This is a genomic window from Paraburkholderia sp. J63, from assembly GCF_905220245.1.
Taxonomy (GTDB): domain Bacteria; phylum Pseudomonadota; class Gammaproteobacteria; order Burkholderiales; family Burkholderiaceae; genus Paraburkholderia.
Genome location: NZ_CAJMZF010000011.1, coordinates 169,977 through 183,730 on the forward strand (window position 1 = coordinate 169,977; position 13,754 = coordinate 183,730).

Genomic DNA, 13,754 nt, shown 5'->3' on the forward strand with positions numbered 1-13,754 from the left:
AAGATCCAGCAAAGTCCGAAAAAAGATTCGACAAAACGAAAACGGGCACCGAGGCGCCCGTTGTATCGAACCGGGTAGAGGACGCGGTTTATGCCTGCACGCGAGCCGGAAGTTCTGCCACGGCTTCGCGGCGGCCCGCGATCATCGGATAGACCACGCCGGCGATCACTGCGCCGACGATCGGCGCGACCCAGAAGAGCCACAGCTGCGAGAGCGCCTCGCCGCCCACGAACAGCGCCGGGCCGGTCGAGCGCGCCGGGTTCACCGACGTATTGGTGACCGGAATCGAGATCAGGTGGATGAGCGTGAGGCACAGGCCGATGGCGATCGGCGCGAAGCCTGTGGGCGCGCGCTTGTCGGTTGCGCCGAGGATCACGAACAGGAAGAACGCCGTCATCACGACTTCGCAGACGAATGCCGCGGCGAGCGTGTAATGGCCCGGCGAGTGGTCGCCGTAGCCGTTGGTGGCGAAGCCGCTCGCAACGAGGTCGAAGCCCGGCTTGCCGGTGGCGATGCAGGCGAGCACCGCCGCGCCGAGCACGGCGCCGATCACCTGGGCGACGATGTACGGCACGAGGTCACGCGCCGGAAAGCGCCCGGCGACCATGAGCCCGACGCTCACCGCGGGATTCAGATGGCAGCCCGAAATATGGCCGATCGCGAATGCCATGGTGAGCACCGTCAGGCCGAACGCGAATGCGACGCCGACGAAGCCGATGCCGAGGCCCTGCACCGGACCGTCGAAATGAGCGGCGAGCACGGCGCTGCCGCAACCGCCGAGCACGAGCCAGAAAGTGCCGAAAAGCTCGGCAAGAAGTCGTTTGGATAAGTGCATTTCGTGATGCCTCGAAAAGGTATTTGACGGGAGCCGCGTAAAGCGCCGGCGCCAGGAAATGCCAGATTCTAGGGATTCACGAAAAGCGTGGGTGTCAAGGATTGTCAATTCCGCAGTAATTGCTCTCATTATTGCGGCGGATGCACTCCGAATGTCATATCGGGCGGGCAATCGCTAAATGCCACAATATCCCGATAAAGCAGTATTAGCATCGATTGCTAATTCTCTTATTTGCGTCTAATCTCCGTTCGAGTCAGTTAGATCGACAATGAAGGGAGAGGGAAATGTCGCAATATTCAGAACTCAAGGCCCAGATCGCCAAACTCCAGGCGCAGGCCGACGAAGCGCGGCGTACCGAAATCGCCGACGTCATCGCGATGATCCGGGAAAAGATCGTGGAGTATGGCTTGTCCGCCCAGGACCTCGGCTTTGCGGTGGCCGCGAAGCGCGGACGCCCGCCCAAGAAGGCACCGCTGCCCGCGCGCTATCAGGATCCGAAGACGGGCGCGACCTGGAGCGGGCGCGGCAAGCCGCCTAAATGGATTGCGGGCAAGAATCGCGAGCGCTATTTGATCGGTTGATTGTTGTTATCAAAATGTCAGGTCGCGCGATGCCGGGCGACCTGCGCGGAACCGCTCCAGCCTATTCTCTTATCCAGATAAAAAGAGCCGCATGTAACATGCGGCTCTTTTTTAGCTTTGGAAAATCGCGCTATTGAGCGGTACGCAAACGATTCACGCGGCCTTTTCTCTGATTTTTTATCTCAAAGTGAGGCATTCCGCGCATTCAGCCCGCGGCTGCGACACGGCGAAGCATCGGACGCCGCGTGGCTTCGATCAGCGCCGAATAGCTTTCGACGTAATTGCTGGCCATCGTGTGCGAGGTGAAGCGGCGTTCGAACTGCGCGCGAATGGCGTCGCGCGAAAGCGTGTCGATATTCTGCAGCGCCGCCACGGCGCCCTGGACGTCCTCGCAGATATAGCCGGTCACGCCCGGATCGATCACCTCGGGCACCGAGCCGCGGTTGAACGCGACCACGGGCGTGCCGCAGGCCATCGCCTCGATCATGACGAGGCCGAACGGCTCGGACCAGTCGATCGGGAACAGGAGCGCCTTGGCGCCCGAGAGGAACTCCGGCTTCTGGGCCTCGTTGATCTCGCCCACGAACTCCACATGCGCCTGCGAAAGCAGCGGCTCGATCTCGCTCTTGAAGTAGTCCTGGTCGACCTTGTCCACCTTGGCCGCGATCTTCAGCGGCAGGCCGGAGAGCGCGGCGATCTTGATCGCGGTGTCCACGCGCTTTTCCGGGCAGATGCGGCCGAGGAACGCGAGGTATTCGGGCTTGCGGCTCGTTTGCGGCGTGAGCAGATTCTTCGGCAGGCCGTGGTAGATCGTGTTCAGCCAGTTGGCCTGACCCAGCGGCTGGCGCTGCGAGTCCGAAATCGAAATGACGGGCGCCTCCGGGAACGAGTCGAACACCGGCTGCAGCTCGGGCAGGTCGAGGCGGCCGTGCAGCGTCGTCACGAACGGCGTGTCGAGCGTCGAAAACAGCGGGAACGGCAGGTAGTCGAGGTGAAAGTGCAGCACGTCGAATTCGTGCGCCATGCGGCGCACGCGCTCGAGCAGGACGATGTGCGGGGCGAGCGCGTCGCGGATCGTCGGGTCCAGACGTAGCGCGCGTGGCCACGCCGCTTCGAGTTTGGCCGAGGTGACCGAATCGCCGCTGGCGAACAGCGTCACGTCATGGCCGAGGTCGACGAGCGCTTCGGTCAGATAGGACACGACGCGCTCGGTGCCGCCGTAGAGTTTCGGCGGAACGGCTTCGTAAAGTGGCGCAATTTGTGCGATTCGCATTTGGCTAGATCTCCTTGGCAGATGCCGCGTGGCGTGCGACTGGCATGGCAATGTGCCCGGTCAGGCATTTCGGTATCGGGTTATCCCTGAGTTCGATTATGAACATTTGAATGTGCAATACGAGTTGTTTTGCAATCACTTAATGTTGTTACAGCGGGAAACACCGCCTGTAAGCACGCATTGCAAAGCGTGACGCGCAGGAGCGCAGCGATGAGCAATTCATGTGCCTGAACGTTCTAATATGGTCTGACCCTGCGCACACATTTGTTACGCATCAATGAAAAGGCTTTTATAATCGACAGACGATAAGAAAAATATGCCATAGGCATTGTTCTCAGCGCCTTCCTTCTCTCTTTTCCCTGCTTGTCAGAAAAATTCCTACATAAAAAGGAAAATTTTTCTCGCAACGCGTCGCGGCATCCGTCCGATTTCCAATTGCGAGCGCCCTCGCCACAATGCGGGGACGACCACTAGACGGGCCGTTCGCCTTGCCGTGCGCTTTTTGCGCGCCTCGTGTCGAACGAGCAAACGTTTCCGTTACAAGGCCTGACGAGCCGCTACGTTTCGAATTCGGGGGAATCCATGAGCGCGACGACGCCAAGCGACATGCTCAGCGAGATCAATGAAGTCAATCTGTCGTATCTGTTGCTCGCGCAACGGCTGCTGCGCGAAGACCGGCCGGCCGGCATGTTCCGCATGGGCATCTCGGAGCAACTGGCCGACGTGCTGACCCGGCTCAGCGCCGCGCAGGCCGCGCGCCTTGCCGCATCGAGCCAGCTCCTGTGCCGCTTCCGCTTCGACGAGCACGCGATCCTGAGCGCGCTCGCCGAGAAGGGCAAAGCCGCGCAGATCCAGGCCGCCATGCTCATGGCCGATCAAGGCGTCGAGCAGATCGGCTGAATCGCGTCGTTTCCGGTCGCGGTGCGTTATGCGCGCAGTTGGCCTGCGCGATTCCCAGCCCGCCGTAACATCTGTGCCGCTCCGATTCGCCGCGTGCTCGCGGCCGCGCATCGTCACCTTCGAGCGCTTTCTATCTATCTAGATAAAGGGCCCCTCCGCCAGCCACTCATCCCCAAGTCCGCCCGGCCTCGCATTCCGAACCGGCCCTCAAACGTTTGCCCCTGCGGAAAACACGCATCCGCCCGGTCTCAAAGTTTTTCGCGCCGGTGCCGTAAACCCAATCAAGGGCGCGGGCCGATGGGGGCACGCGTCGCAATCTTCAGTGAGGACCCGGCAGTGCTGATTATCGTGGGAACACTCGTGACGATCGTCTGCGTCTTCGGCGGCTACGCGCTGGAGGGCGGCCATCTGGCTGCGCTCATGCAGCCGATGGAGCTGTTGATGATCGGCGGCGCGGGCGTCGGCGCGTTCATCCTCGGCAACGGCATGAAGACGATCAAGGCGACGCTGCGCGTCCTCCCGTCGCTCTTCAAAGGCGCGAAGTACAACAAGGACGTATACATGGAGCTGCTCGCGCTGCTCTATGTCCTGCTCGCGAAGGCGCGCAAGGAAGGCACGCTCACGCTCGAAGCCGATATCGACGATCCGCAGAAGAGCCCGATCTTCACGCAGTACCCAAAGATCCTGGCCGACCACCACATCGTCGAATTCCTCACCGACTACCTGCGGCTCATGGTGGGCGGCAACATGAACGCCTTCGAGATCGAGAGCCTCATGGACGAGGAGATCGAGACGCATCACTCGGAGGGCGAGGCGCCCGCGCATGCGCTCTCGAAGGTGGGCGACGCGATGCCGGCGTTCGGCATCGTCGCGGCGGTGATGGGCGTCGTGCACACGATGGCGTCCGCCGACAAGCCGCCCGCGGTGCTCGGCGAGATGATCGCCCAGGCGCTCGTGGGCACCTTCCTCGGCATTCTGCTTTCGTATGGCCTGATCGGCCCGCTCGCGAGCCTCGCGGAGCAGCGCGTGACCGAGTCGACCAAGATGTTCCAGTGCATCAAGGTGACGATCCTCGCGAGCCTGAACGGCTACGCGCCCGCCATTGCCGTCGAGTTCGGCCGCAAGGTGCTGTTCTCGACCGAGCGTCCGTCGTTCACGGAGCTCGAAGAGCACGTGCGCCGCGTGAAGGCGAAGTAAGCGCGACGACGCGAAACACGACCAGGACGGCGACGATCATGAAGCACGAGAGCCACGAGGCACAGGCCATGCAGACGGGGGGTGACCGATGAGCGGCAACAAGGACCGCGCCATCGTGGTGAAGCGCGCCGCGCCGAAGAAGGGCGGCCATCACGGCGGCGCATGGAAGCTCGCCTACGCGGACTTCATGACCGCGATGATGGCGTTCTTCCTGCTGATGTGGCTGCTTTCGTCGGCGTCGACGGTGCAGTTGCGCGGCATCGCCGATTACTTCAACCAGCCGCTCAAGATCACGCTCTGGGGCGGCGAGCGCAGCGCCGAGGATTCGAGCATCGTGAAGGGCGGCGGCCGTGACATCTCCTCGCAGGACCAGGGCGTCACGCGGCGCAGCGACGGCATGCGGGCGCAGTCGGAGCGCACCGTCGCGCACGCCGACGACCAGTCGCAGAACAAGCAGGAAGGCTCGCTCGAACGCCAGGAGCAGGTGCGCCTGCACGACCTCCAGGTCAAGCTGATGGCCGCGATCGAGGCCAATCCGGTGCTGCGCCAGTTCAAGCAGCAGATCCGCATCGACTCGACGCTGCAGGGGCTGCGCATCGAGATCGTCGACTCGCAGAAGCGGCCGATGTTCGCAACGGCGCGCGACGTGGTCGAGCCGTATATGCGCGACATCCTGCGCGAGATCGGCAAGACGCTCAACGACGTGCCCAACCGCATCGTCGTGCAGGGCCACACCGACGCCGTGCCCTATGCGGGCGGCGAGAAGGGCTATAGCAACTGGGAGCTTTCGGCGGACCGCGCGAACGCCTCGCGGCGCGAGCTGATCGCGGGCGGCATGGACGAATCGAAGGTGCTGCGCGTGCTCGGTCTTGCCTCGACGCAGAACCTGAACAAGGCCGATCCGCTCGATCCGGAGAACCGCCGCATCAGCATCATCGTGCTCAACAAGAAGTCCGAAGACGCGCTGACGCACGACGACACCACGACCACCACGCTCTCCGACGACGCGGCGGGCTCGGGCAAGACGCTGTTGCCTGGGCAGCTCGCACCGGCGGCGGGCGGGGCGCAAAGGGTGGCGCCGGCGCAGGTGCCTGGGCAGTTGCCAGCGCAGTTGCCAGGTGCGGCGCCGGCGGGCGTGAAGCTAACGTCGGTGGCGCCGTACCTGGCGCCTGCGGCGCCCGCCATACCGGGCAAACCGCTTGAGCCGTGAGGCGCGGCAAAGCATTAGTTAAGGCAGAAAGACAGGAACGGCGCGGCGAGAGGCGAAGCGGCGCGAACCCAGAGCGCGAACCCAGGCGCGCGCGAACGAGGAAGGGATGATCAGAAATATTCTGGCGATCGACGATTCGGCGTCCATGCGGGAGATCCTGCGTGCGGCGTTCGTATCGGCGGGTTACGAGGTGACCGTGGCGGGCGACGGCGAGGACGGGCTCGAGCATGCGCTCGCGCAGCGCTTCGATCTCGTGCTCACCGACCTGTACATGCCGCGCATGAGCGGGCTCGACCTGATCAAGCGCCTGCGCGCGAACCCTTCGTACCTGGAGACGCCGATTCTCGTGCTGACCACGGAGTCGGACGAAGGCTTCAAGGCGGCGGTGCGCGATGCAGGCGCGACAGGCTGGATCGAAAAACCGGTGGACCCCGAGCTGCTCGTCGATCTGGCGAGCGCGCTCGGCGAAACGAATACATGAGGCGCGCGGGCCGATGCGACTGCGCGGGGCTGAACCGAAAGCCCCACGGCGCGCCGGCCACGCAATTTTCGCGGTGAAAGCGCAATGACTCTCGACATCACTCAGTTTTATCAGACGTTCTTCGACGAGGCCGACGAACTGCTCGCGCAGATGGAGCAGCTCCTCCTGAACCTGAACGTCGGTCAGCCCGATCCCGAGGACCTGGCGGCGATCTTTCGCGCGGCCCACTCGATCAAGGGCGGCGCGGCGACCTTCGGCTTCACGGCGCTCACCGAGACGACTCACATCCTGGAGTCGCTGCTCGATCGCGCGCGCAACAACGAGCTCGTGCTGCGCAAGGACATGATCGACACGTTCCTCGAAACCAAGGACGTGCTCTCCGACCAGCTCGCGGCCTACCGCGCGAGCGCCGAGCCCGACGCGTCGGCCGCCGCCGCCGTGCGCGCCAGGCTCGAGCAGCTCTATGCGGAAAGCCGTGGGCTTGCTGCTGCGCCGGCTGCTGCTGCGGTCGTCGCGGCGCCGGTTGTGGCTGCGGCCGCTGCGGTTTCCGCACCTGCTCCTGCCTATGCAGGCGACTCCGAAGAAGATCTCGACGCCGCATTCGAAGCGAACCTGCCCGCCGCGATGGCCGCGCGCGCAGACGTAGCGACGCCCGACGTAGCGACGCCCGGCGTTCCCGAGCACGTGGTGGACGAGGCGATCGCCGCCGCTCCGGCAGGCGCCGCAGCGGGTGGCGGGGCCGAAGGCCCGCACCTGCGCATCACGCTGCGCCGCGTGGACGCCAAGGATCAGGAGCTGCTCGCCGAAGAACTCGGCAATCTGGGCCGCGTGCTCGGTCAGATGAAGAACGGCGAGGACCTCACGCTCTGGCTCGAAACCGACGTGCCCGCCGACGACATCATCGCCGTGTGCTGCTTCGTGATCGACGAAAGCCAGATCGTGATCGGTCGCGGCGCCGCTCCGCAAGGCGAGGCCGGCGCCGCGCCCACCGCGCAGGCATGCGCCGTTGCTGCGCCCGAGTCCGCGATTGCGCCCGTGGTGCAATCCGCGCCGCAGGCAGCGCCCGCCGTCGCGCAGACGTTCGCGCCTCAGACGCAAGCCGAAGCGAACGCGCCCGTCGCGCCCGCAGCAGCGGCCCCAGGCGCACCAGCAGCGCACGCCGCCGAGCACGAGCGCAAGGCACGTCCGGCCGCCGCGGCGGCATCGGCGGAAGGCAGCTCGATTCGCGTGGGCGTGGAGAAGGTCGACCAGCTCATCAACCTCGTCGGCGAGCTCGTCATCACTCAGGCGATGCTGGCGGAAACCACGAGCAGCTTCGACCCCGCGCTGCACGACCGGCTTTTCAACGGCATGGCGCAGCTCGAGCGCAACGCGCGCGACCTGCAGGAAGCGGTGATGTCGATCCGCATGATGCCGATGGATTACGTGTTCAGCCGCTTCCCGCGTCTCGTGCGCGATCTCGCCGCGAAGCTCGGCAAGGAAGTGGAGCTCGTCACGTTCGGCCAGGCGACCGAGCTCGACAAGAGCCTCATCGAGCGCATCATCGACCCGCTCACGCACCTCGTGCGCAACTCGCTCGACCACGGCATCGAAACCGTTCAGGCGCGCCGCGCCGCGGGCAAGGACGGCACGGGCCAGCTCGTGCTGTCCGCCGCGCACCACGGCGGCAATATCGTGATCGAGGTGAGCGACGACGGCGCGGGCCTGCGCCGCGACAAGATCCTCGCGAAGGCGATCAAGCAGGGCATGCAGGTCAGCGAAACGATGACCGACGAAGAGGTCTGGAACCTCATCTTCATGCCGGGCTTCTCGACGGCCGAGCAGGTCACGGACGTCTCGGGCCGCGGCGTGGGCATGGACGTCGTGAAGCGCAACATCCAGTCGATGGGCGGCCACGTCGAGATCACCTCGCACGCGGGCAAGGGCACCACCACGCGCATCGTGCTGCCGCTCACGCTCGCGATTCTCGACGGCATGTCGGTGAAGGTCGGCAACGAGATCTTCATCCTGCCGCTGAACTTCGTGATGGAGTCGCTGCAGCCGCGCCACGAAGACATCTACACCGTCACCAACGGCGACCGCGTGGTGCGTGTGCGCGGCGAATATCTGCCGCTCGTGGCGCTGCACCAGGTGTTCAACGTGGACGGCGCGCGCACGGACCCGACGCAGGGCATCGTCACCATCATGGAAACCGAGGGCCGACGCTTTGCCATGCTGATCGACGAGCTCGTGGGCCAGCAGCAGGTCGTGGTGAAGAACCTCGAAACGAACTATCGCAAGGTGCACGGCATTTCGGCGGCGACCATTCTCGGCGACGGCAGCGTCGCGCTGATCGTCGACGTGGCCGCGCTCAATCGCGAGACGCGCGCTTCGCACGGCGTGAGCATGGGCGGTGCGGCCAGAAATGCCGGGGCATTCGCCGAATTCGCCTGAGCACGCACGTGAATACGCACATGAGCACGCAGGAAAAGCAGGCCGTGCGCGCCGGCGCGCGGCAGCTTGAAAGATTGAACAGCAGTCCGGATCAACCAACCATTTCCCAACCGTTCAGGGGCTAACGTGGCAGAAGTCCAATCCATCCATGGCAGCGGCGCGCAGGGCGCCGTAGCTGGCGCGCACCGCCGCGACGCGCAACAAGTCGATGCAGGCGGTCAGGAGTTTCTCGTCTTCACGCTCGGCGCGGAAGAGTACGGCATCGACATTCTCAAGGTCCAGGAGATCCGCGGCTACGAAAGCGTGACGCGCATCGCGAACGCGCCCGAGTTCATCAAGGGCGTGATCAACCTGCGCGGCATCATCGTGCCGATCGTGGACATGCGCATCAAGTTCCATCTGGGCCGCGTCGAGTACGACCACCAGACCGTCGTGATCATCCTGAACGTCGCGCATCGCGTGGTGGGCATGGTGGTGGACGGCGTCTCCGACGTGCTCACGCTGCAGACGGACCAGATCATGCCCGCGCCCGAGTTCGGCGCGACGCTCACGACCGAGTACCTCACCGGGCTCGGCACCGTGGACGGCCGCATGCTGATCCTGATGGACATCGAAAAGCTCATGACGAGCCGCGAGATGGCGCTGATCGAAGCGCTCGGCGCGTGAGCGCGGGTTTCATCGGTTGAGGTCGATCGGTCGAAGTTGATCGTAGTCGATCGGTCAGGGGCAGGATCAAGCGCAGGAAGCAGGGTTGCTGCGGGGGACGGGCCGCGAGGTCCGCGATAGAGGAAGAGCGGAAAGCCGCCGGCGCAAGCAGTGAGGCGCACGGACAAGAGCGGCGCACCGCCATGCCTTGCGCGCTTTTCACGCGTCGAGCCGCAATCGCTGCACAGGACAGGAGCAAACGAGATGTTGCACAGGTGGTCGATCCGCACGACGCTCACGGGCGTCGGAGTCATTCTGTTGGCGCTGATGGGGATTGTCGGCGCGCTCGGGCTCGTCGCGCTCGGCAATGCGAGCGATTCGCTCGTCACGATCGCGCGCGGCGATCTCGTCGCCGTGCGTTCGCTCAGCGACGCGTCGTCATATCTGCTGCGCACGCGCGTCTCGCTCGACCGCGTGAATTCGCTGTACGCGGCGGGCCAGAACGACGAGGCGAAAAAAGTCATCGACCGCGCCGACTTTTTGCTCGGCAAGTCGAACGAGGCGTGGAAGACCTTCCAGGCCGCGCCTAAGCACGGCATCGATGCGGCGGCGCTCGACGCACTCAACGCGAAGCGCGCGAGCCTGATGCAGGACGGCGTAGCGCCCGAATTCGCGGCGCTGCGCGCCAACGATCAGGCCGCGTACCACGCGATCGCCGACACGAAGATCAGCCCGATGTTCGTCGACTACGACAACTCGGCCGCGCCGATCGCGCAGGATTTGCAGGACGGCGCGCAGGCGCGCGAAGAAAGCGCGCGCGCGGAAATCTCGCTCATGCGCACGCTGATCGGCGTGGCGATCGCGGTGGCGTTCGTGATCGTGGTGACGATCAGCGTGGCCATGCGCGGCCTGATCGTGCAGCCGCTCGCCGACGCCGTGCAGTCGTTCGAGCGCATCGCGCACGGCGACCTCACCGAGCGCATCGACGTGTATAGCAAGAACGAGATCGGGCGTCTCTTTGCCGGTATCAAGCGCATGCAGGAAAGCCTCGTCACGCTGGTCTCGGCCGTGCACTCGGGCGCGGGCTCGATCGACGTGGGTGCGCGCGAGATCGCCATGGGCAACACCGATCTCTCACAACGCACCGAGCAGCAGGCCGCGTCGCTGCAGGAGACGGCGTCGAGCATGGAGCAGCTTACGGGCACCGTGCGCCAGAACGCCGAGAACGCGCGCCAGGCGAGCCAGCTCGCCGTCAACGCATCGGATATCGCGACGCGCGGCGGCGTGGTGGTGGGCGAGGTCGTCGACACGATGCAGGACATCGCCGCGAGCTCGGCGAAGGTCGTGGACATCATCAGCGTGATCGAAGGCATCGCGTTCCAGACCAATATCCTCGCGCTGAACGCGGCCGTGGAAGCGGCGCGCGCGGGCGAGCAGGGCCGCGGTTTCGCCGTGGTCGCGGGCGAAGTGCGCAGCCTCGCGCAGCGCAGCGCGAGCGCGGCCAAGGAAATCAAGGAGCTCATCAACGATTCGGCGCAGAAGGTGCAAAGCGGATCGGAGCTCGTGGGCCGCGCCGGCACGACGATGGAGGAAATCCTTCAGGCCGTGCGCCGCGTGACCGACATCATGGGCGAGATCAGCGCGGCTTCGGTGGAGCAGTCGGGCGGCATCGAGCAGGTGAATCGCGCCGTCACGCAGATGGACACCGTCACGCAGCAGAACGCGGCGCTCGTCGAGGAGGCGGCCGCGGCCGCGGCGTCGCTCGAGGAGCAGACGCGCAATCTGCAAACCGTGCTCGCGACGTGGCGCACGAATGGCGGTGGCCGTGGCGCCGAGACGCGCGTGGTGAATGCGGGGCGTGCGGCGGGTTCGCTGGGTTCGACCGTCGCGGCGGCTGGCGCGCATGCCGTGAAGCCTGAAGTCAAGGCGGCGCCGGCGCTTGCGGGTACGGCTGCGAGGCGCGCGCCGTCGGTGACGGCCAGCGCGGTGGGTTCGGGTGCGAAGCCTGCGGCAGCTGTCGATGCGGCTGCGGCGAAGCCGAAGCAAAGGCCGGTCGCCGCGGCGCGCGTCGAACCGCAGGTGATCAGCACGGCGTCGTCCGCGAAGGACGATGGCGACTGGGAAACGTTCTGAGCCACTGAGCAACAGGAAGCGGCGGGCCCCACCAGGACCCGTCCGGCACACGCGGAAATAGACGCGACAACAGGCACAGCAACGAGCACGGCAATGCACATGAGCGCACAAGGACGGCACGATACGCATCGCAGCGCGGCCCACGAGGCCACGCGGGCGCTGCACGCCGCGCACGCGCCGCACGCATTGCAGGCGGGCGGGCGCGCGCAGCGCAGCGGAGCGGCGTCATGAAGGCGCTGCGTTTTTCCCGCACCGCGCGCACGGACCAGCTCGAGCGTGGCGAACGCGGCGACGCGTCCCGCACGCTAGCGTCCGCGACGTCTACCGCGCCCGGCGAAGGCAGCGCGCGCGATTTCGAGTTCACGCCGGCGGACTTCGAGCGCATCCGCGCGCTGATCCATCGCCGCGCCGGCATCTCGCTCTCGGACCACAAGCGCGACATGGCGTACAGCCGCCTCGCGCGGCGCCTGCGCGCGCTCGGGCACGAGAGCTTCCGCGCGTATCTCGACGAGCTCGAACAGCGCAACGACGCGAGCGAGTGGGAGGCGTTCACCAACGCGCTCACCACCAACCTCACGGCGTTCTTTCGCGAGGCGCATCACTTCCCGATCCTCGCCGACTTCGTCAAGCGCCGCTCGCAGGTTTCGGTGTGGTGCTCGGCGGCGTCGACGGGCGAGGAGCCGTACTCGATCGCGATGACGCTGATCGAGGCGCTAGGCGAGCGCGCCGCACGCGAGGCGCGTGTGCTCGCGACCGACCTCGACACCCAGGTGCTCGCGAAAGCGGACGCGGGCGTGTACGCCTTCGACCAGGTGAAGCATCTCTCGCCGGAGCGCCTCAAGCGCTTCTTCCTCAAGGGCACGGGTGGGCACGCGGGCCTCGTGAAAGTGCGCCCGGAGCTGCGCCAGATGATCCGCTTCGAGCAACTGAATCTCACCGACGCGGACTACGGCTTGCGCACGACGTTCGACGCCATTTTCTGCCGCAACGTGATGATCTATTTCGACAAGCCGACCCAGGCGCAGGTGCTCGCGCGCTTCGAGCCGCTGATGAAGCCCGACGGCCTGCTGTTCGCGGGTCATTCGGAGAACTTCACGTATGTGACGCAGGCGTTCCGCCTGCGCGGGCAGACCGTGTACGAGCGCGCGCCGGGAGCGGGCGCAACGGCGGCGAAGCACGGCGCGAAAGTCGAGCCGATGGGAGCGAACGCATGAGCACGCGCCTGCCTATCGCGACCAACCGCTATTTCGACTCGCACTTCCAGCGCCCCGGCGTGAAGCTGCTGCCCAACGAATTCTTCACCACGAGCGACGACATGGTGCTCGTCACCGTGCTGGGCTCGTGCGTGGCCGCCTGCATCCAGGACCGTACGGCCGGCATCGGCGGCATGAATCACTTCATGCTGCCCGACGACGGCGCCGACGCCAACAACATGCTGCCCGCCGCCTCGGACGCGATGCGCTACGGCGCCTACGCGATGGAAGTGCTCATCAACGAGCTGATCAAGGCGGGCGGGCGGCGCGAGCGCTTCGAGGCGAAGGTGTTCGGCGGCGCGGCCGTGCTCGCGGGCATGACGACGATGAACATCGGCGACCGCAACGCCGCGTTCGTGCGCCGCTATCTCGCGACCGAGAGCATCCGCATAGTCGCCGAGGACCTGCAGGGCTCGCATCCGCGCAAGGTAGCGTTCCTGCCGCGCACGGGCCAGGTCATGGTCAAGAAGCTGCGCCTCTCGCAGGAGGCGAGCGTAACCGAGCGCGAGCAGCAGCTCGCGCGGCAAACGCCCGAGGCGCGCGCCGAGCGGCTCGCGCGGGCCCGCGCGCGCGTGGAGCTGTTCGGCTTGGGCAGCGCGGCGCGCAGCGGCCCGGGTGACCCCGGCAGCACGGGCAGCACCGCCGCGAGCGCCGCCACATTTACATCATCCGCGCCGCAGCCAGCGCGCCCGCGCATCGAGCTGTTCGGCTCGAACGCGGCGGCTGCGCGGCCATCCGGTCAAGACAACGCCAGGACAGTAGAGGAGGCGTGAACGCTGTGCAGAAAATCAAGGTTCTCTGCGTCGACGATTC

General features: G+C 65.7%; 13 protein-coding genes. 11 read left to right on the forward strand and 2 right to left on the reverse strand.

The genetic code is table 11. The features are described 5' to 3' along the window. Positions 1-88: 88 nt before the first annotated feature. Entirely contained in the window at positions 89-835 is a 747-nt protein-coding gene (aqpZ, locus tag U5775_RS14755; protein WP_322058856.1) for an aquaporin Z, read from the reverse strand. A gap of 284 nt (positions 836-1,119) precedes the next feature. Between aqpZ and U5775_RS14760 the strand changes: the two genes are divergently transcribed. Continuing rightward, positions 1,120-1,416, forward strand: a complete 297-nt coding sequence (locus U5775_RS14760) for an H-NS histone family protein (RefSeq protein WP_322058857.1) — start codon at positions 1,120-1,122, stop codon at positions 1,414-1,416. Between the two features lie 205 nt (positions 1,417-1,621). Here U5775_RS14760 and U5775_RS14765 read toward each other — a convergent pair whose 3' ends face one another. Then, positions 1,622-2,689, reverse strand: coding sequence for a glycosyltransferase family 4 protein (locus tag U5775_RS14765; RefSeq protein ID WP_322058858.1), 1,068 nt, complete (start codon positions 2,687-2,689; stop codon positions 1,622-1,624). A 582-nt stretch (positions 2,690-3,271) separates the two neighbouring features. Between U5775_RS14765 and flhD the strand changes: the two genes are divergently transcribed. The 10 genes from flhD to cheD all read left to right on the forward strand — a co-directional run bounded on the left by flhD (position 3,272) and on the right by cheD (position 13,714). Then, a complete protein-coding gene (gene flhD / locus U5775_RS14770) occupies positions 3,272-3,589 on the forward strand; it encodes a flagellar transcriptional regulator FlhD (protein ID WP_322058859.1) in 318 nt (105 codons plus the stop codon). Positions 3,590-3,925: 336 nt separating this feature from the next. After that, complete coding sequence (motA, locus tag U5775_RS14775; protein WP_322058860.1) at positions 3,926-4,786, forward strand: flagellar motor stator protein MotA; 861 nt, start codon at positions 3,926-3,928, stop codon at positions 4,784-4,786. 88 nt (positions 4,787-4,874) lie between these two features. Next, on the forward strand, positions 4,875-5,996 hold the full coding sequence (gene motB / locus U5775_RS14780; RefSeq protein WP_322058861.1) for a flagellar motor protein MotB: 1,122 nt from the start codon (positions 4,875-4,877) through the stop codon (positions 5,994-5,996). Positions 5,997-6,102: 106 nt separating this feature from the next. Further along, the gene (locus U5775_RS14785) at positions 6,103-6,477 is read left to right on the forward strand and encodes a response regulator (RefSeq protein ID WP_322058862.1); all 375 of its coding nucleotides are present in this window, start codon (positions 6,103-6,105) and stop codon (positions 6,475-6,477) included. Positions 6,478-6,561: 84 nt separating this feature from the next. After that, positions 6,562-8,910 (forward strand): chemotaxis protein CheA, encoded by a 2,349-nt coding sequence (gene cheA / locus U5775_RS14790; RefSeq protein ID WP_322058863.1) that lies wholly within the window; start codon positions 6,562-6,564, stop codon positions 8,908-8,910. 126 nt (positions 8,911-9,036) lie between these two features. Beyond that, entirely contained in the window at positions 9,037-9,576 is a 540-nt protein-coding gene (locus tag U5775_RS14795; RefSeq protein ID WP_322058864.1) for a chemotaxis protein CheW, read from the forward strand. A 243-nt stretch (positions 9,577-9,819) separates the two neighbouring features. Then, positions 9,820-11,688: a methyl-accepting chemotaxis protein gene (locus U5775_RS14800; RefSeq protein ID WP_322058865.1), complete on the forward strand. Its 1,869-nt coding sequence runs from the start codon at positions 9,820-9,822 to the stop codon at positions 11,686-11,688. A gap of 99 nt (positions 11,689-11,787) precedes the next feature. Beyond that, positions 11,788-11,919: a hypothetical protein gene (locus tag U5775_RS14805; RefSeq protein WP_322058866.1), complete on the forward strand. Its 132-nt coding sequence runs from the start codon at positions 11,788-11,790 to the stop codon at positions 11,917-11,919. Continuing rightward, on the forward strand, positions 11,916-12,902 hold the full coding sequence (locus tag U5775_RS14810; protein ID WP_322058867.1) for a CheR family methyltransferase: 987 nt from the start codon (positions 11,916-11,918) through the stop codon (positions 12,900-12,902). The genes U5775_RS14805 and U5775_RS14810 overlap by 4 nt, the downstream gene beginning before the upstream one ends. Beyond that, positions 12,899-13,714: a chemoreceptor glutamine deamidase CheD gene (gene cheD / locus U5775_RS14815; protein ID WP_322058868.1), complete on the forward strand. Its 816-nt coding sequence runs from the start codon at positions 12,899-12,901 to the stop codon at positions 13,712-13,714. Before U5775_RS14810 ends, cheD begins: the two co-directional genes overlap by 4 nt. Positions 13,715-13,754: the final 40 nt, after the last annotated feature.

Excerpts from the sequence above, each read along its gene's own strand:
- aqpZ (WP_322058856.1), bottom strand. The coding sequence starts at position 835 with ATGCACTTATCCAAACGACTTCTTGCCGAGCTTTTCGGCACTTTCTGG.
- U5775_RS14760 (WP_322058857.1), top strand. The coding sequence starts at position 1,120 with ATGTCGCAATATTCAGAACTCAAGGCCCAGATCGCCAAACTCCAGGCG.
- U5775_RS14765 (WP_322058858.1), bottom strand. The coding sequence starts at position 2,689 with ATGCGAATCGCACAAATTGCGCCACTTTACGAAGCCGTTCCGCCGAAA.
- flhD (WP_322058859.1), top strand. The coding sequence starts at position 3,272 with ATGAGCGCGACGACGCCAAGCGACATGCTCAGCGAGATCAATGAAGTC.
- motB (WP_322058861.1), top strand. The coding sequence starts at position 4,875 with ATGAGCGGCAACAAGGACCGCGCCATCGTGGTGAAGCGCGCCGCGCCG.
- U5775_RS14785 (WP_322058862.1), top strand. The coding sequence starts at position 6,103 with ATGATCAGAAATATTCTGGCGATCGACGATTCGGCGTCCATGCGGGAG.
- cheA (WP_322058863.1), top strand. The coding sequence starts at position 6,562 with ATGACTCTCGACATCACTCAGTTTTATCAGACGTTCTTCGACGAGGCC.
- U5775_RS14800 (WP_322058865.1), top strand. The coding sequence starts at position 9,820 with ATGTTGCACAGGTGGTCGATCCGCACGACGCTCACGGGCGTCGGAGTC.
- U5775_RS14805 (WP_322058866.1), top strand. The coding sequence starts at position 11,788 with ATGAGCGCACAAGGACGGCACGATACGCATCGCAGCGCGGCCCACGAG.
- U5775_RS14810 (WP_322058867.1), top strand. The coding sequence starts at position 11,916 with ATGAAGGCGCTGCGTTTTTCCCGCACCGCGCGCACGGACCAGCTCGAG.
- cheD (WP_322058868.1), top strand. The coding sequence starts at position 12,899 with ATGAGCACGCGCCTGCCTATCGCGACCAACCGCTATTTCGACTCGCAC.